Origin of the sequence: Pseudomonas guariconensis (genome assembly GCF_024127895.1) — a bacterium.
GTDB lineage: Bacteria > Pseudomonadota > Gammaproteobacteria > Pseudomonadales > Pseudomonadaceae > Aquipseudomonas > Aquipseudomonas guariconensis_B.
In genome coordinates this window covers 72,985-87,996 of sequence record NZ_JAMYBK010000018.1, presented here as the reverse complement: position 1 = coordinate 87,996, position 15,012 = coordinate 72,985, and the positions used below count along the sequence as shown (strand labels likewise).

Annotated in this window: 17 protein-coding genes; 9 read left to right on the top strand and 8 right to left on the bottom strand. The window is 65.1% G+C overall.

Annotated features, from left to right (window positions below):
* Positions 1–7: 7 nt before the first annotated feature.
* Positions 8–493 carry a flavin reductase family protein gene (locus NJF35_RS17940; protein WP_225790813.1) on the bottom strand — a complete coding sequence of 162 codons (486 nt, stop codon included), beginning with the start codon at positions 491–493 and terminating at the stop codon, positions 8–10.
* 316 nt (positions 494–809) lie between these two features.
* On the opposite strand from NJF35_RS17940, the gene NJF35_RS17935 reads away from it, so the two are divergent.
* From NJF35_RS17935 to NJF35_RS17920, 4 genes are all read left to right on the top strand, one after another.
* Positions 810–2,213 carry a purine-cytosine permease family protein gene (locus tag NJF35_RS17935; protein WP_225790812.1) on the top strand — a complete coding sequence of 468 codons (1,404 nt, stop codon included), beginning with the start codon at positions 810–812 and terminating at the stop codon, positions 2,211–2,213.
* A 93-nt stretch (positions 2,214–2,306) separates the two neighbouring features.
* Positions 2,307–2,786: a VOC family protein gene (locus NJF35_RS17930; protein ID WP_225790811.1), complete on the top strand. Its 480-nt coding sequence runs from the start codon at positions 2,307–2,309 to the stop codon at positions 2,784–2,786.
* Positions 2,787–2,894: 108 nt separating this feature from the next.
* Positions 2,895–3,821, top strand: coding sequence for a universal stress protein (locus NJF35_RS17925; RefSeq protein WP_253081620.1), 927 nt, complete (start codon positions 2,895–2,897; stop codon positions 3,819–3,821).
* Between the two features lie 88 nt (positions 3,822–3,909).
* Positions 3,910–4,122 carry a PLD nuclease N-terminal domain-containing protein gene (locus NJF35_RS17920; protein WP_225790809.1) on the top strand — a complete coding sequence of 71 codons (213 nt, stop codon included), beginning with the start codon at positions 3,910–3,912 and terminating at the stop codon, positions 4,120–4,122.
* A 4-nt stretch (positions 4,123–4,126) separates the two neighbouring features.
* Here the strand turns inward: NJF35_RS17920 and NJF35_RS17915 are convergent, their stop codons facing one another.
* Positions 4,127–4,813 carry a GNAT family N-acetyltransferase gene (locus NJF35_RS17915; protein WP_225790808.1) on the bottom strand — a complete coding sequence of 229 codons (687 nt, stop codon included), beginning with the start codon at positions 4,811–4,813 and terminating at the stop codon, positions 4,127–4,129.
* Positions 4,814–4,990: 177 nt separating this feature from the next.
* Between NJF35_RS17915 and NJF35_RS17910 the strand changes: the two genes are divergently transcribed.
* Entirely contained in the window at positions 4,991–5,689 is a 699-nt protein-coding gene (locus tag NJF35_RS17910) for an MOSC domain-containing protein (RefSeq protein WP_253091335.1), read from the top strand.
* Positions 5,690–5,731: 42 nt separating this feature from the next.
* Positions 5,732–6,667, top strand: coding sequence for a 5'-nucleotidase (locus NJF35_RS17905; protein WP_225790806.1), 936 nt, complete (start codon positions 5,732–5,734; stop codon positions 6,665–6,667).
* A gap of 3 nt (positions 6,668–6,670) precedes the next feature.
* On the opposite strand, the gene NJF35_RS17900 is transcribed toward NJF35_RS17905, so the two are convergent.
* The 3 genes from NJF35_RS17900 to NJF35_RS17890 form a co-directional block, all read right to left on the bottom strand.
* On the bottom strand, positions 6,671–7,321 hold the full coding sequence (locus NJF35_RS17900) for a TIGR04211 family SH3 domain-containing protein (protein ID WP_253091334.1): 651 nt from the start codon (positions 7,319–7,321) through the stop codon (positions 6,671–6,673).
* A 187-nt stretch (positions 7,322–7,508) separates the two neighbouring features.
* Positions 7,509–8,882 (bottom strand): nucleotide 5'-monophosphate nucleosidase PpnN, encoded by a 1,374-nt coding sequence (gene ppnN / locus NJF35_RS17895; protein ID WP_225790804.1) that lies wholly within the window; start codon positions 8,880–8,882, stop codon positions 7,509–7,511.
* A 105-nt stretch (positions 8,883–8,987) separates the two neighbouring features.
* Positions 8,988–10,049, bottom strand: coding sequence for a YeiH family protein (locus tag NJF35_RS17890; RefSeq protein ID WP_253091333.1), 1,062 nt, complete (start codon positions 10,047–10,049; stop codon positions 8,988–8,990).
* A gap of 109 nt (positions 10,050–10,158) precedes the next feature.
* Between NJF35_RS17890 and NJF35_RS17885 the strand changes: the two genes are divergently transcribed.
* Positions 10,159–11,049, top strand: coding sequence for a LysR substrate-binding domain-containing protein (locus tag NJF35_RS17885; RefSeq protein WP_225790802.1), 891 nt, complete (start codon positions 10,159–10,161; stop codon positions 11,047–11,049).
* Between the two features lie 31 nt (positions 11,050–11,080).
* On the opposite strand, the gene NJF35_RS17880 is transcribed toward NJF35_RS17885, so the two are convergent.
* Positions 11,081–11,623 (bottom strand): cytochrome b, encoded by a 543-nt coding sequence (locus NJF35_RS17880; protein WP_225790801.1) that lies wholly within the window; start codon positions 11,621–11,623, stop codon positions 11,081–11,083.
* Positions 11,620–12,672 carry a catalase family peroxidase gene (locus tag NJF35_RS17875; RefSeq protein WP_225790831.1) on the bottom strand — a complete coding sequence of 351 codons (1,053 nt, stop codon included), beginning with the start codon at positions 12,670–12,672 and terminating at the stop codon, positions 11,620–11,622. The genes NJF35_RS17880 and NJF35_RS17875 overlap by 4 nt, the downstream gene beginning before the upstream one ends.
* 123 nt (positions 12,673–12,795) lie before the next feature.
* Between NJF35_RS17875 and NJF35_RS17870 the strand changes: the two genes are divergently transcribed.
* Positions 12,796–13,311 (top strand): sigma-70 family RNA polymerase sigma factor, encoded by a 516-nt coding sequence (locus NJF35_RS17870; RefSeq protein WP_225790800.1) that lies wholly within the window; start codon positions 12,796–12,798, stop codon positions 13,309–13,311.
* Entirely contained in the window at positions 13,308–14,060 is a 753-nt protein-coding gene (locus tag NJF35_RS17865) for an anti-sigma factor family protein (protein WP_253091332.1), read from the top strand. Before NJF35_RS17870 ends, NJF35_RS17865 begins: the two co-directional genes overlap by 4 nt.
* Positions 14,061–14,123: 63 nt before the next feature.
* Here the strand turns inward: NJF35_RS17865 and NJF35_RS17860 are convergent, their stop codons facing one another.
* The gene (locus NJF35_RS17860; protein ID WP_225790798.1) at positions 14,124–15,011 is read right to left on the bottom strand and encodes a hypothetical protein; all 888 of its coding nucleotides are present in this window, start codon (positions 15,009–15,011) and stop codon (positions 14,124–14,126) included.
* Between the last annotated feature and the right edge of the window lies 1 nt (position 15,012).

Genomic DNA, 15,012 nt, shown 5'->3' with positions numbered 1-15,012 from the left:
GGTGACTTCAGGCGAAGGCCGGCAGGCTGGCCATCTTGCCGCGGCAATAGACCATCGGCCGCGGCGCCTCTTCAGGGACGATCAGGTTGTGCACCTTGCCGACCATGATGGCGTGATCGCCCCCTTCGTATTCGCGCCACAGCTCGCACTCGATGATCGCCGTGGCGTTGGCCAGCAGCGGGTTGCCGAGTTCGCTCAGGGTCCACTGGATGCCGGCGGCCTTGTCCTTGCCCTTCTTGGCGAAGGCATAGGCCTCGGCTTGCTGCTCGCCGGAGAGCAGGTGGATGGCGAAGCGCTTCTGCTTGATCAGCACAGGGTAGGAGTCGGAGCTGTAGTTGGGGCAGAACAGCACCAGCGGCGGGTCCATGGACAGGGAGGAGAAGGCGCTGGCGGTGAGGCCGACGATCGAGCCGTCGTCGTCCAGGGTGGTGATGACCGTGACGCCGGACGGGAAGGAGCCCAGGACGTTCTTGTAGACGGTTGCGTCGATCATGGCGTGTTCCTCGGAAGGGGCTGCGGTGGTCCGCGGTTGTTATCGTTGATGTGTCTGATGGTATACCGTAATACCTGTTTTGCAAGCGGAATTTTTTCTCCCCTGGTGCATGCGATGAACGGTACAGGCCCCGTATTCCTTGGCGTGGCTCCATCTACGGGCGCTGCCGGGCCGGGCGCGAGGCAGATCAGATGCACTGAAAAAGCGCAGCTCAGTGTTGTCAAAGTTTTGGAATACCATAATATGGTGCGCAGCTGAGAGGCCGCCTCGAGCGGTTTCCTTACAAAGATAAAAACGACCTTTCGAGCTGAAACCTATGTCCCAACCGTCGTCGCAACACCAGTTTGTCGAAAACCACACGGTCGATTACGTTCCACCCGCCGAGCGCCATGGGAAGGCGCGCGACCTGTTCACCCTCTGGTTCAGTACCAACATCGCGCCACTGCCCATCGTCACGGGGGCCATGGTGGTCCAGGTGTTCCACCTGAACCTGCTGTGGGGCCTGGTCGCCATCGTGCTGGGTCATCTGCTGGGTGGCGTGGTCATCGCCCTGGCCTCTGCGCAGGGACCGCAGCTGGGCATTCCGCAGATGGTCCAGAGCCGTGGCCAGTTCGGCCGCTACGGCGCCTTGCTGATCGTGTTCTTCACCGCGCTGATCTACGTCGGCTTCTTCATTTCCAACATCGTCCTGGCGGGCAAGTCGATCCACGGCATCGCCCCCAGCGTGCCGATGCCCACGGCCATCGTCATCGGTGCCCTGAGCGCCACCGCCATCGGGGTGATCGGCTACCGCTTCATCCATGCCCTCAACCGCATCGGCACCTGGGTCATGGGCTCGGCGCTGCTGGCCGGCTTCATCATGATGTTCGCCCAGCAACTGCCGGCCGACTTCTTCAGCCGCGGCGCGTTCAACCTGTCCGGCTTCATCGCCACCGTGTCTTTGGGCACCATCTGGCAGATCAGCTTCTCGCCGTACACCTCCGACTATTCACGCTACCTGCCGCGCGAGATCGGCATCGGCAAGCCATTCTGGGCCACCTACTTCGGTGCGACCCTGGGCACCATCCTGTGCTTCAGCTTCGGTGCGGTGGCGGTGCTGTGCGTACCTGAGGGCACTGATGCCATGGCTGCCGTGAAGCAGGCCACCGGTTGGCTGGGGCCGATCCTGATGGTGCTGTTCCTGCTCAACATCATCAGCCACAACGCCCTCAACCTGTATGGCGCGGTGCTGTCGATCGTCACGGCGATCCAGACCTTCGTCGCCCACTGGACACCGAGCGTCAGGGTGCGGGTCGCCCTGGCCTCGGTGATCCTGGTCGGCTGCGGGGTAGTCGCGTTGAACGCCTCGGCGGACTTCATCGGCCAGTTCATCGGCCTGATCCTGGCGTTGCTGCTGGTGCTGGTGCCCTGGGCGTCGATCAACCTGATCGACTTCTACCTGATCAAGAAAGGCCAGTACGACATCGCCTCGATCTTCCGCGCCGATGGTGGGATCTATGGGCGTTTCAACCACCACGCGATCGTCGCCTATGCCTGCGGCATTCTGGTGCAACTGCCGTTCGCCAACACGTCGTTGTATGTGGGGCCTTATTCGAATCTGGTCGAAGGAGCGGACCTGTCGTGGCTGTTCGGGTTGCTGGTGACCTGCCCGCTGTACTACTGCCTGGCGACCCGGAGCCAGCAGCAGAAGGTGGCAGGGGTGGTCGGGGCGAGCGAGTGAGCCTGTCCTGATCGCGCTCCCGATGGCTTGCAATGCGCTACCCACCGTGAGGGCTAGACTGAAACCTTTCCAACCCGTCCACGGAGCACGACCATGACCAGCAAGAACACCCTCTGTCTCTGGTACGAAAAGGACGCGCTGGAGGCGGCGACCTTCTATGCCAAGACCTTCCCCGACAGCGCAGTGGGGGCGGTGCACCATGCACCAGGCGACTTTCCGTCGGGCAAGGCGGGCGATGTGATCACCGTCGAGTTCCGCGTCATGGGCATCCCCTGCGTAGGGCTCAACGGTGGGACGGCGTTCAAGCATACCGAAGCGTTCTCGTTCCAGGTCTGCACCGAAGACCAGGCCGAGACCGACCGCCTGTGGGACGCCATCGTCGGCAACGGCGGCCAGGAGAGCGTCTGTGGCTGGTGCAAGGACAAATGGGGCGTGTCATGGCAGATCACCCCCAGGGTCCTGCTCGAGGCCATCGACAACCCCGACCGGGCCGCGGCCAAACGGGCATTCGACGCCATGATGGGCATGACCCGGATCGATGTCGCGGCGATCGAGGCGGCGCTGAAGGGCTGAAAGGGCGAGCGAAGGTGGGCGTGCAGCGACACCTTTGATGCAGGTCAAGCGGTCCCCCGCGTACAGAGGCACGATCAGGGCATCCTTCCCTTGCCTGCGAGGTGTGCCATGTCCGATCAACAACGCCTGATGCTCGTCGTCTCCCCGCTGATGCGGCGTACCTCGGCCTACGACCGGGCCGTGGCCCTGGCCAAGGCCAAGGGCATGGCGCTGCACATCGTCGCCTTCGACTACCTGGAGGGCCTGGCCACCGCCGGGCTGGTCAACCCCCAGGCCCTGGCGGCGTTGCGCCAGGGCTATGTCGAGCAGCACCGGCAATGGCTGGAAAGCCAGGCTGCGCCGATGCGCCGCAATGGCCTGACGGTCACCACCGAGGTGGTCTGGGTCGAGGATGCGCTGGAGGAGATTCTCGTGCACCTGCGCGAACACCCCTTCGCCATGCTGATCAAGGACATCGAGCACGAGTCCCGCCTGATGCGGGCCTTGTTCACGCCCCTCGACATCCAGTTGCTGCGAGAGTGCAAGGTGCCCATGCACTTCGTCGGCCAGAGCCGCCATGCCTTGCCGCAGCGGGTGCTGGCAGCGGTCGACCTGTCGCGCCCGGCGCAGCAGTACGAAGGCTTCAACGAACGCATCGTCGGCGAGGCGGCGAAGCTGGCCATGCAATGCGGCGCCCAGCTCGACCTGCTCTACGCCTATGACCTGGGGGCGCTGTACGATGAGGCCGACGACAGTGGTCGGCGTTCCTTCCTGTTCAGCTCCAACCTCTCCGAGACGCTGTACACGGCCCAGCGCGAAGCGTTCGACGAACTGGCCGAGCGCAACGGCATCGCCCTGGAGAACCGCCACATGATCACCGGCGACCCGGCCAAGGTCCTGGGGCAGTTCGTGGAGAACCATGGCATCGACATCGTGCTGATGGGCCGCACCCACCATCGCGGGCTGGCCAAGTACATCGGCAGCACGGTCGAGCGGGTGTTGTACAAGCTGCCAGGCAGCGTGCTGGTCATCACGCCGGACGCCGCCGACGGTTGAGAACCCAAGGCACCCTCGGCGCAGGATCCGACTGAACCCTCGCGGCCCGTGGCTACCCAACGCATTACATGCTCACGGGAGAACGCTCATGGAGATCGGAACGATCTGGATCATCATCGCCGCCATCGTCATCCTGCTGGAGATGTTGGCCATCTGGCACATCATCGGCAGCGAGCGACGCGCCGAACGCAAGATGCTGTGGATCGTCTTCGTGGTCTACGCGCCGATTCCCGGCCTGATCGTGTGGGCCTGGATGGGGCCACGGGCGGTGAAGGGCAGGGCCGTACTGCAGGAAAAATGACGACTCAATGCACCGTCTTGCGCTGCCTGACGCAGTCCTGGGCCTGCTCCCCCAGCGCGTCCAGGCGTGCATCCCGCTGTTGCTCCGCCTCGATCATCGCCGCCTGGCCATGCTGCTTGAGCAGGTAGGCATGGATCTGCCGCACCTCGAGGGTGCGATAGATCGGTGCGATGTCCAGGCGGCCGACCAGCGCTTCGCTGGCCTGGCCGGTGCTGCTCATCAGCACCTGCGGTCCATTGGCGGCCACCACCTGCATGCCCATCGTCTCGAACCAGGGCACCAGGCTGGCGAAGACGTTCAGCTCCACGCAGGCATAACGTGATTGCAGGTCGGCCAGCAGCGCCCGGGCGATCCCCTGGCGGCGATGGCTCGCGGCCACGGCAAGGAAGGCCAGGGTGCAGGCCTGGTCGTTGTCCTGGGCGGGCAGCGACAGGGCGAAGCCGAGCAGCCGCTGCGGAGCCTCGGCATCCAGGGCCAGGGTCAGTTCCACCGCCAGGCCGCGGGTGCCGTCCATGGCCTGCAGGTATTGGTGGACCTCCAGGCCGACCCCGTACTGGTACAGCGGATAGAGCGGATTGTCCGGGCTGATGGCAACGCTGCTCAGCTCGCCGACATGGTCGATCACCAGTTGGCGGATCTGGTTCTGGAAGGACTCGGGGGGCACGCCGTCAGGGCGGCTCAGGATGAACATCGGGGCAGGCTCCGGCATCTGTTGGGTCTTCCCACGCCGGGTGGGGCGGGGTGCACAGTCTAACCATCGGGTGGCGCGGGGCAAGCCCGCCACGGCGATCGCAACGCACGAAGCGTTCCGATCGCCCCCGGCTCTCAGGTAAGCTCGTCTTTCCAGCGAGATACCGCGAGAACCCGCATGACCCCGACCTACCTCACCCTCGACAGCCTGCTCACCGGTCGCGCCCGGCCTTTCACCCGCCCCGGTTCGTACAGCGGCATCGACAAGCATCCCCGGCAAGGGCCGCTCAAGGTGACGTTCCTGGGCCTGGAGGGAGACGAGCAGGGCGACCTGCGGGTTCACGGCGGGGTGGAAAAGGCCCTCCACCATTATCCGCGCGAACACTACGCCCAGTGGGCCGAGGCGCTGGGCGGGCATCCGCTGCTGGCCCAGCCCGGCGCCTTCGGCGAGAACTTCAGCAGCACCGGCTGGCGTGAGTCGGACGTCTGCCTGGGCGACCGTATCCGCGTGGGCTCGGCCCTGCTGGAGATCTCCCAGGGGCGTATGCCTTGCTGGAAGCTCAATGATCGCTTCGGCGTGGCGCAGATGGCCTTGCAGGTCCAGCAGAGCGGACGCACGGGCTGGTATTACCGGGTGCTGGAGGAGGGCACGGTCGAGGCCGGCGACGCCTTGCAACTGGTCGAGCGCCCCCACGGCGACTGGTCCGTCGCACGGCTGTCGGCGGTGCTGTTCGACAAGTGCCTGGAACCCGAGTTGTTGCGCGAGTGCCTCGCGCTGCCCTTGGTGCCATCCTGGCGCAAGACCTTGCAGCGGCGCCTGGAGCAGCACCAGGTCGAAGACTGGGCGCCACGCCTGCAAGGCAGGCCCGCATCATGATCGCCTTGTCATTCTCGTGTGCCGAAGGAGAAGGAGCAAGCCATGGCCTATGACGTGGACGATCGCCTGGTGATCGGCGTGGCGTCGAGCGCGGTGTTCGACCTCAGCGACTCCGACGCGGTATTCCGTCGCGAGGGCGAGGCCCAGTACCGCAAGTACCAGGAGCAACACCTGCACGTGCCGCTGGGCAAGGGCATCGCTTTTCCCTTCATCAAGCGCCTGCTGGCGCTCAACGACCTGCGCGACGACCCTGACGATCCCTTGGTAGAGGTCGTGCTGTTGTCGCAGAACGACCCGGACACCGGGCTGCGGGTGATGAAGACCATCGAGCACTACGGCCTGAACATGACCCGGGCGATCTTCATGCAGGGCCGTTCGCCCTACGAGTACATCCCGGCACTGAACATCGCCCTGTTCCTTTCCGCCGACAAGGCCCATGTGGACGCGGCGATCCAGGCCGGCTACCCGGCCGGGCAGGTGCTCGACTCCCGGTTCGACGACGATGAGCATGACACCGGCCTGCGCATCGCCTTCGACTTCGATGGCGTGCTGGCCGGCGACGAGTCGGAGGCGGTGATGCAGCGCGATGGCTTGCAGGGCTTCCATGCCCATGAGGTGACCAATGTCGCCCAGCCCCACAACCCTGGGCCGCTCAAGGAGTTCTTCGTGCGCATCGCGCGGATCCAGGCGGTCGAGGAACGCTACAAGCTCGACCACCCCGGCTACGAGAACCGCCTGCGGGTGTCCATCGTCACCGCGCGCAACGCGCCGTCCCATGAGCGTGCGCTGACCACCTTGAAGAGCTGGGGCGTGATGGCCAACGATGCGTTCTTCCTCGGCGGCATCGAGAAGCGCCGGGTGCTGCAGGTACTCAAGCCGCACATCTTCTTCGACGACCAGTCGGGCCACCTGCAGGGCACCAGTACCGTGGTGCCCTCGGTGCATGTGCCGTTCGGCGTGGTCAACCAGCCGGCCTGAGCCTCAGAACCAGCGGTCGTTGCGCTTGCGCCCGCGGGTCAGGGCCGGCAGGATCAGGCCCGCGAGCAGGCCGGCACCGGCGATGCTGCCGCCGTAGACCATGTAGCGCATCATCACCTGCTTGTTCTCGTCGCCCAGGCGTGCCTGGGTGTCACGCAACGACGACTGGGCCTGGTCGAGCTGCTCGTTGAGCGCCTTGTTGCGCGCCTCCAGCTCGTCGATCAGCGCCTTGCGCGAGTCCAGGGTTTCCTGCATGCCCTGCACGCGGTTCTTCCAGCTGTCGTCGATGGTCTTGAGCTGCTCGGAGAGCTGGGCGACCTGGGCGTCCAGCTGGGGCAGGCGCTCGGCCTGGCCGGGCACGGCCTGCAGGTCGCTGGTGAGGATCCACACCAGGTCGCCGTTCTGCCCGCGTACCTGGCTGTAGCTGCCCTGGGTGCCGATCAGCGTGACCTTCTGCCCGGCCTTGAGCGTGCCGACGATGCGGTGGCCGTTGGTGGGGCCGCTGCGTACGTAGGTACTCAGGGTGTCGCTGACCCAGCGTGCGTCGCTGGCCGGTTCTTCGGCATGCACGGGGGCGGCGAGGGCGATCAGGGCGGCGATCAGGCTGCCGCGCAGGGCGGGAAGGGCGGAGGAGGCTGGGCGCAAATCAGGCATGGTGGTCTTCGCTGAAACAGGACGGAAAAAGGCCCGGGTCACGGGGCCGTCGAACCGGTCGGTGGATTGACCGTCAGCGAAAGACCGTTTTTATCGAGGCAGGTTCACTGCTTGGGGTAGGAAATGTCTACAGGATGTTGCGTCGTCCCGGACTTCAGATAGGGGGGGCGCAAGCGCCCCCGTAGCCTCAGGTCACGACCTGGTAGCAGGGCACATAGTCGGCCCCGCCCGGCAGCTTCATCCGGTGCTGGTCGACGAACGCCTGCAGCAGCCGGCCCAGCGGGTCGAGCACTGCGCTGTCGCCACGGATCTGGTACGGCCCGTGCTCCTCGATCAGGCGGATGCCCTTGTCCTTGACGTTGCCGGCGACCACCCCGGAAAACGCCCGGCGCAGGTTGGCGGCCAGCTCATGGGGTGGCAGCTCATGGTGCAGCTCGAGGTTGGCCATGTTCTCGTGGGTCGGGTCGAACGGGCGCTGGAAGCTTTCCTCGATCTTCAGCAGCCAGTTGAAGTGGAAGGCATCGTTGCGCTCGCGGCGGAACTGCTTGACCGCCTTGAGGCCCTCGACCATCTGCCGGGCCACCTCGGCCGGGTCGTCGATGATGATCTGGTAGTGGCTCTGCGCCGCCTCGCCCAGGGTGGCGCCGACGAAGGCATGCAACTGCTGCAGGTAGGCCTCGGCGCTGCGCGGGCCGGTGAGGATGACCGGGAACGGCAGGTCCTGGTTGTCCGGGTGCATGAGGATGCCCAGCAGGTACAGGAACTCCTCGGCGGTGCCGGCGCCGCCGGGGAAGATGATGATGCCATGCCCGACCCGCACGAACGCCTCCAGGCGTTTCTCGATGTCCGGCAGGATCACCAGCTCGTTGACGATGGGGTTGGGCGCCTCGGCGGCGATGATGCCAGGCTCGGTCAGGCCCAGGTAGCGGCTGCCGTGCATGCGCTGCTTGGCATGGGCGATGGTGGCGCCCTTCATCGGCCCCTTCATCACGCCCGGACCGCAGCCGGTGCAGACGTCCAGCTTGCGCAGGCCCAGCTCGTGGCCAACCTTCTTGGTGTACTGGTATTCCTCGCTGCTGATCGAGTGGCCGCCCCAGCACACCACCATCTTCGGCTCCACGCCGGGGCGCAGGGTGCGGGCGTTGCGCAGCAGGTGGAAGACGTAATCGGTGATGCCCTGGGAGCTCTCCAGGTCGATGCGCTGGCTGGCCAGCTCGCTCTCGGTATAGACGATGTCGCGCAGGGCGCTGAACAGCATCTCGCGGGTGCTGGCGATCATCTCGCCGTCGACGAAGGCATCGGCCGGCGCGTTGAGCAGTTCGAGGCGCACACCGCGGTCCTGCTGGTGGATACGGACTTCGAAATCCTGGTAGGCCTCGAGGATGGTCTTGGCATTGTCGACATGGGCGCCAGTGTTGAGGATGGCCAGGGCGCACTGGCGGAACAGGGTGTACAGGCTGCCGGTACCGACTTCGCTCAGTTGCTGGACTTCACGTTGCGACAGCGTCTCCAGGCTGCCTTTGGGGCTGACGGATGCGTTGATGACATGGCGTTGGGGCATCTAAGTCTTTCCTGTGCGTATGGAACTTCCTACTGGGATACCACCATACCGACAAATGCGCGCCGCAACGAGAGGGGGGCCCAAAAAGCTTGGCTCCCCTGCCATTCATCCGAACAGGCGCTGTACGCCATGGACGATCGCCAGGCCACCGCCGACCAGCCAGAGGTTGAGAATCGCCCCCGTGAGCAGGGCGCGAGGGCCAGCCTGGCGGATTTGACTGAAACGGGTCTCCATGCCCAGGGCGGTCATGGCCATGGTCAGGGCGAAGGTGTCGAGACCGTTGATCGTGGTGACCAGTGTGGTGGGCAGTATGTGCAACGAGTTGACCAACACCAGCAGGAGGAAGCCAAAGGCGAACCATGGTACTGCGATCCGGCCGCCCCCCTGGGCTTGGTCGTTCCGGCGCGAGTGGCTGATCCACACGCCGACCACCAGCAGTACCGGCACCAGCAGCAATACACGGGTCATCTTGACGATGGTGGCGATGTGGGTGGCCTCGGGGCTGACGTTGCTGGCCGCGCCGACGACCTGGGCCACCTCGTGGAGGGTGCCACCGAAGAACAGGCCCACGCCGACGGTATCGAGGTGTATCCAACCGGCAGCGACCGCCAACGGGTAGAGGAACATCGACAGGGTGCCGAACAGCACCACGCTGCCCACCGCCATGGCAGCCTTGTGCGGTTGGGAGCGCAGCGCCGACTCGAAGGCCAGCACTGCCGCAGCGCCGCAGATCGCGCTGCCGGCTGCGGTGAGCAATGCGGTGTCGCGGTCCAGTTTCATCAGTTTCATGCCGACCCACAGGCCCACCAGCAGGGTGCTGGCGACCACCAGTAGCGAGACCGTCAGGCCCGACCAGCCGACCTGGGCGATTTCCTGCAGGCTCACCCGCAGGCCGAAGAACGCCACGGCCAGGCGCAGCAAGTTGCGCGCGGAGAAATTCACCCCCGCTGCCCAGCTTTCCGGCAGCCCATGGCGCAGGCCATTGCCGTACAGGGCACCAGCGACGATGCCGACGATCAGCGGGCTGATGCCTAGGCTGGAGATGGCCGGCAGGGCAGCCACTTGAGTGACCGAGAGCGCGAACAGAGCAACGAACAGGATGCCGTTGAGCCGCCCACGGGTGGTGTGGGTAGGCGCAAGGGCGGGGGCCGAAGGGGTCGTGGTCATGGTAGGACCTCCGATCTGGGGTGATGAGGCCTACGTTAATTCAGTTATAAGCTTATAAAAAATCGTCATTTGGAATGCCAGATATCCATTTTGCTGATACTTTGTCTTCATGACCCCTGAACAACTGATAACCTTCGCCACCGTCGCCGAGCATGGCAACATCAGCCATGCCGCAGCAGCCCTGCACCTGTCGCAGCCGGCCGTGTCGGGCCAGCTCAAGCTGCTGCAGGAAGCCTTCGGCGAACCGCTCTACCAGCGCGCCGGGCGCGGTGTACGCCTGACCGCTGCCGGCGAGCAATTGCTCGAGCATGCCCAGCGGTTGCGCGAGACCTTCCACCAGGCCCAGGCCCTGCGCGATGCCCTGCGCGGGCTGGAGCGCGGTACCTTGCGCATCGGCGCGAGTACCACCCCGGCCAGCTACCTGTTGCCGTACCTGATCGCGGATTTTCATGCGCGCTATCCGGACGTGGCGGTGACGACCACCAACGGCAACACGGCGGAGATCGTCGCTGCCCTGGGGACGCTGGACATCGCCTTGATCGAGGGGCCGCCAGGGCAGGAGCTGCCGCTGGGCACGGGCGTCACGGCGTGGCGCGAGGACGAGATCGTGGCCATCGTCCCGAGCGATCACCCGTTGGCCAATGGCGCCACTGCGCAGACACTCGAGGCGCTGGGCGCCTATCCGTTGGTACTGCGCGAAAGCGGCTCGGGGGTGCGCCGGCTGGTCGAGCGTGCCTTTGCCCGCGACGGCGTGGCGATGCGCGTGGCCCTGGAGATCGCCGGGGTGGAAGGAGTGAAGGAAGCGGTGCGTGCAGGGATGGGCATCGGCTTCGTTTCGGCGATGTCGATCCGTCATGAAGACAATGCGTTGTACCGGTTGGGTATCGCGCCGCAGCCGTTGACACGGCATTTCTCGATCCTCATGCCCCATGCCGCGACGCCGTCCCGGGCAGCGGCGCGGTTCATGGAACTGTGCCTGGACGCGACAGTGGGCGGTTGACCCTGGTCGATGTCGAGCCGCCCATGGATGTTCAATCGCCGCGTGACAGGGGGCCAGGCCACATGCTGCGCAGCACGCTGTCCCGGCGTACCAGGGCATGCACCAACGCGGCGCCCAGGTGCAACAGGATGGTGGCGTACAGCAGGTAGCCTGCCCAGCCGTGTGCCTGGCGCAACACCGTATAGAGTTGCAGGTCGTGGGGCGCGATCGCGGGCAGTTGCAGCGGGCGAGGGTAGCCGCCAGCCGAAAGCATGGCCCAGCCCAGCAGCGGCATGGCCAGCATCAGTGCGTAGAGCAGCAGGTGCGAAGCCCCCGCCGCGAGCCGTTGGAGCGCCGGCAGGTCACGTGGCAATGGTGGGTGGGGCAGGGCCAGGCGCAGGCCGATGCGCAGCACCACCAGGGCGAGCAGGGCCAGGCCCGTTGCCTTGTGCAACTCGACCAGCACTGGATGACGCGGCGACAGGTCGCCGACCATGCTCACGCCGATGAACAGCATGGCCAGGATCAGTACGGCCATCAACCAGTGCAGCAGGCGGGCCAGCGGGTGGAAGGTGGTGGGGGCGAGCTTGTTCATGGGCGGCCTCCGGTGCCGAGGGACTCGCGGCTGCGACGGTTGAAGGATTCCGAATAGGCCGCCGAACGGGCGGCGAGGATAGGGTCGGCGGACGGTTCGATGCCGGGGGGCAGGATCAGCGGGTCGAAGTTGATGTCACGGCAGGCGCCTTGCTCCGGGGCATCGACTTGTTCGATGACCAGGGTGCCCGCGTCGATGCTGCGGCGTTCGGTGGGCCAGGGGCGGGACGGGTCGTCCACCGGGTCGTCGGGCTCGGCCAGTGTCAGGCGCAAGGTCCAGCGCAGTGGGCCGTGGGCCAGGCGCCGTTGCAGGTCGTGCTGCAGGTAGCGTTTGTCCTCGACCTCGCTCGGCAGCGGGGCGAAAGGCGTGCCGGGCTCCAGTTGCCAGCGCACCGGGCGGGCCTTGCCGCCATCGTCGACCAGGTAGAAGGCATTGATGCTGTGGTACGCGGTGCTGGCGAAGCTGTCGCTGGGCGTGTAGCCGGCTGCCCACTGGCGGAACGCGGCACTCTCGGGGTGGGCGGCGAAGAACGCCTGCATCTTCGCAGGGTCCGGCTTGCCTGTGGCGGGGTCCGGTGCCGCAGCCAGGAGCTGTTGGTAGAAGGCCTCGGGCGTAGCGATCGCCAATACCGGCGTATTGTTCATGCCGGTTCGCCAGACGTGCCCATCATCGCTGCTGAACTGCAGGGCCAGGCTGCGCACCGGCACACGGGTGTCGGGGCTGAACGGGTTCGCCCCACCGATGGCGAAGCGGCCGATCACCGGCACCCGAGGCTGGCTGAAGACCCGTGCGCTGGACAGTGGCTCGGCCAGCCCACTGCTCTGGAAGTAGCCACTGACGCACAGGCCCTTGGCGTGGTTCTTGCGGTAGCCAGGATGATGGCCGGCTTGGGCTTCGAAGGTGTCGACGATGCGCTGCGGGGTCAGCGACGGGCCGCCGATCCAGCCGGCGGCGTAGGCAAAGCCTGCGCCCAAGGCCAGCAGGCCGGCACCGATGGCGGCCAGGCGCAGGGCCTTGGCGGGGCCGTGCAGGGGTGTGTTCATGGTCAGGATCCGGTCAATGAGTGAGCCGGTACGACGTGGGGTGGAAAAATTTATTCCCGGCCAGGGAATGGATTTCGTCCCTGGCCGTCTGCCTCTTACACTGCAAACCCAGAAGGCCGGGACCTGACCATGCATGATCTGGATGACCAACAATGGCACGAACTGCTCCAGCGTTTGCGTCGCTTCGCCTTGTGGCTGACCCGCGACCCAGGCAGCGCCGATGACTTGGTCCAGGCCACGGTCGAGCGTGCCCTGAGCCGCCGTGGGCAGCAGCGCGAGGCCGACAGCGTGCGCCCGTGGCTGTTCACCATCCTGTATCGGCTGTTTCTCGACGGTAAGCGCCGCGAGCGCCTGCACGCCCGTTGGCTGGCATGGTTCGGGCGTGCCCAGGAAGAGGCGGTGGGGGGCGAGACGGAGCGGATCGTCATGGTGCACGCCGACCTGCAGGCGTTCGCCCAGCTACCGACCGAGCAGCGGGCGCTGCTGTTGTTGGTCAGTGTCGAGGGCTTGAGCTACAAGGAGGTTGCCCAGGCCCTGGGTATCCCTATCGGTACGGTGATGTCGCGCCTGTCGCGTGCCCGTGCCGCCCTGCGTGAACTGGCCGAGGGCCATCCGACACCCCCGGCTTTGCGGAGACTGAAATGACGCAACTGACTCCCTCTGAGCATGAGTTGCATGCCTATGTCGACGACCGGCTGGACCCAGCACGCCGGGCTGAGGTGAAGGCGTGGCTGGCGGCCAACCCACGGGAGGCGGAGAGGGTCGAGGCCTGGTGCAGCGATGCCCGGCGGCTGCGGGCGGCCCTGGCCGGCTTCGCCGAGCGGCCTGGCCATGCGCAACTGGACTTGGGGCGCCTGCGACAGCGCCTGCGCCAGCGGCGTCGCCGGCAGTTGGCATCGGCTGCGGTGTTGTTCCTGGCCTTGGGCGTGGGAGGCGTGGGCGGGTGGCAGGCCCGCGAGGCGACGCTGGTGGCGCGTAGCCTGCCGATGGCGGATGCCGTCCAGGCACATCGCCTGTTCGCTGGCAGCTCGGCGTTGGATGTCCAGGCGAGTGATCCGGCGCAGCTACAGGCTTGGCTGGCGCGGCATTTCGATCAACTCGGGCAATTGCCAGATCTGGGGAGCTATGGGTTCCGTCCCGTGGGTGCGCGGTTGCTCAGCAATGAGCAAGGGGCGGCGGCACTGCTGGTGTTCCAGGATGGCAGCGGGGAGCGGATCAGCCTGTTCCTGCGCTCGCCTGGAAGTCGGCATGAGCGGATGCCCAGCGGGCAGCGCACGGAGGGGACGCTCGAGGCGCGCTACTGGTCCCATGGGGCCTACAACTTTGCGTTGGTCAGCGCAGTGGATGATACGCGGGGGGAGCAGGTACGGCAGGCGTTGGGGGTGGGTTTGTAAGGTCAATGTTCTTGAGCCTGAACCTGCTGTGGGCTGAGCAGCGGGGTTCAACCCACATCATTGTCATTTCCTCTTACCGCGTCGAACGGAAGCATCCTCCAAGGCCTCTGGAGGCGGTGGGGCTGCGCGGACGTTGAAGAGGCGGCAGATGACGTACCAGCAGAGGGCAACGGACAGGTTGTAAGGGAACAACACGGCCCAGAACGGCAGTTGCCAGTTTTTCTTGCCCTGCATTTCACCAGGCTCGCCGGTTCGCCAGGGAGCGTAGTGCTGCCAGGCTTCAGCGGGTGTCAGGCAGATCTGATGCAGGGGCTTGTACCACCAGTTGGGTTCTCCGGGGGGCGGTAGTTTGTCGGGGCCGTGGTCCATGAAGTGGCGGAGGTATTCCCAGACTTCGGCGACGTGTTTGATGCCGGGTTCGGTCGGTTCGTTGCTGTCGACCCAGAGGCAGTCTTTCTGATGGAGGGTGCCATCTGCTCTGCGGGGAGCGAAGGCGAGTGCATAGCTGGTAGTGGAGGATGCACCGCCAAATTCGGTGCGTTTGAAAAGACCTCCTTCGGTTTTGGTCCAGTCAAAGGTGATGAGTTTTTTTCCTCGTTGGTAATGAATTTTTTTTGTAATACGGTTGAAGTAGAATCCTGAGAGTCGTTTTATGCAATATATTCGATAAAGTAGGGGGATGAAAAAAGGCATCGGCATCAGCGCTTGGCCGGCTATGAATATTAGGTCTAGATTATGAGGCGCCCATGTGTCTTTGGTAAATAAATTTGGATAGAAAGCCAGGGCTACAGTGAAGACAAAGGCTGTGTATAGTTTTCCCATGAATACCGAGTCTGTTACCCAAGGATTGCGCAAGCAGAGAATATTTTCGGTTAGGTTTGTTTTTTGGTCGGCTATGGCAGGCTTGTAGTTGGTGCTTGAGCCGGTTTTGAAAGTCCATGTGATTGCCATG

Excerpts from the sequence above, each read along its gene's own strand:
- NJF35_RS17910 (WP_253091335.1), top strand. The coding sequence starts at position 4,991 with ATGACCCCGACCTACCTCACCCTCGACAGCCTGCTCACCGGTCGCGCC.
- NJF35_RS17865 (WP_253091332.1), top strand. The coding sequence starts at position 13,308 with ATGACGCAACTGACTCCCTCTGAGCATGAGTTGCATGCCTATGTCGAC.
- NJF35_RS17925 (WP_253081620.1), top strand. The coding sequence starts at position 2,895 with ATGTCCGATCAACAACGCCTGATGCTCGTCGTCTCCCCGCTGATGCGG.
- NJF35_RS17870 (WP_225790800.1), top strand. The coding sequence starts at position 12,796 with ATGCATGATCTGGATGACCAACAATGGCACGAACTGCTCCAGCGTTTG.
- NJF35_RS17915 (WP_225790808.1), bottom strand. The coding sequence starts at position 4,813 with ATGTTCATCCTGAGCCGCCCTGACGGCGTGCCCCCCGAGTCCTTCCAG.
- NJF35_RS17905 (WP_225790806.1), top strand. The coding sequence starts at position 5,732 with ATGGCCTATGACGTGGACGATCGCCTGGTGATCGGCGTGGCGTCGAGC.
- NJF35_RS17885 (WP_225790802.1), top strand. The coding sequence starts at position 10,159 with ATGACCCCTGAACAACTGATAACCTTCGCCACCGTCGCCGAGCATGGC.
- NJF35_RS17860 (WP_225790798.1), bottom strand. The coding sequence starts at position 15,011 with ATGGCAATCACATGGACTTTCAAAACCGGCTCAAGCACCAACTACAAG.
- NJF35_RS17935 (WP_225790812.1), top strand. The coding sequence starts at position 810 with ATGTCCCAACCGTCGTCGCAACACCAGTTTGTCGAAAACCACACGGTC.
- ppnN (WP_225790804.1), bottom strand. The coding sequence starts at position 8,882 with ATGCCCCAACGCCATGTCATCAACGCATCCGTCAGCCCCAAAGGCAGC.
- NJF35_RS17890 (WP_253091333.1), bottom strand. The coding sequence starts at position 10,049 with ATGACCACGACCCCTTCGGCCCCCGCCCTTGCGCCTACCCACACCACC.
- NJF35_RS17920 (WP_225790809.1), top strand. The coding sequence starts at position 3,910 with ATGGAGATCGGAACGATCTGGATCATCATCGCCGCCATCGTCATCCTG.
- NJF35_RS17930 (WP_225790811.1), top strand. The coding sequence starts at position 2,307 with ATGACCAGCAAGAACACCCTCTGTCTCTGGTACGAAAAGGACGCGCTG.
- NJF35_RS17880 (WP_225790801.1), bottom strand. The coding sequence starts at position 11,623 with ATGAACAAGCTCGCCCCCACCACCTTCCACCCGCTGGCCCGCCTGCTG.
- NJF35_RS17940 (WP_225790813.1), bottom strand. The coding sequence starts at position 493 with ATGATCGACGCAACCGTCTACAAGAACGTCCTGGGCTCCTTCCCGTCC.
- NJF35_RS17900 (WP_253091334.1), bottom strand. The coding sequence starts at position 7,321 with ATGCCTGATTTGCGCCCAGCCTCCTCCGCCCTTCCCGCCCTGCGCGGC.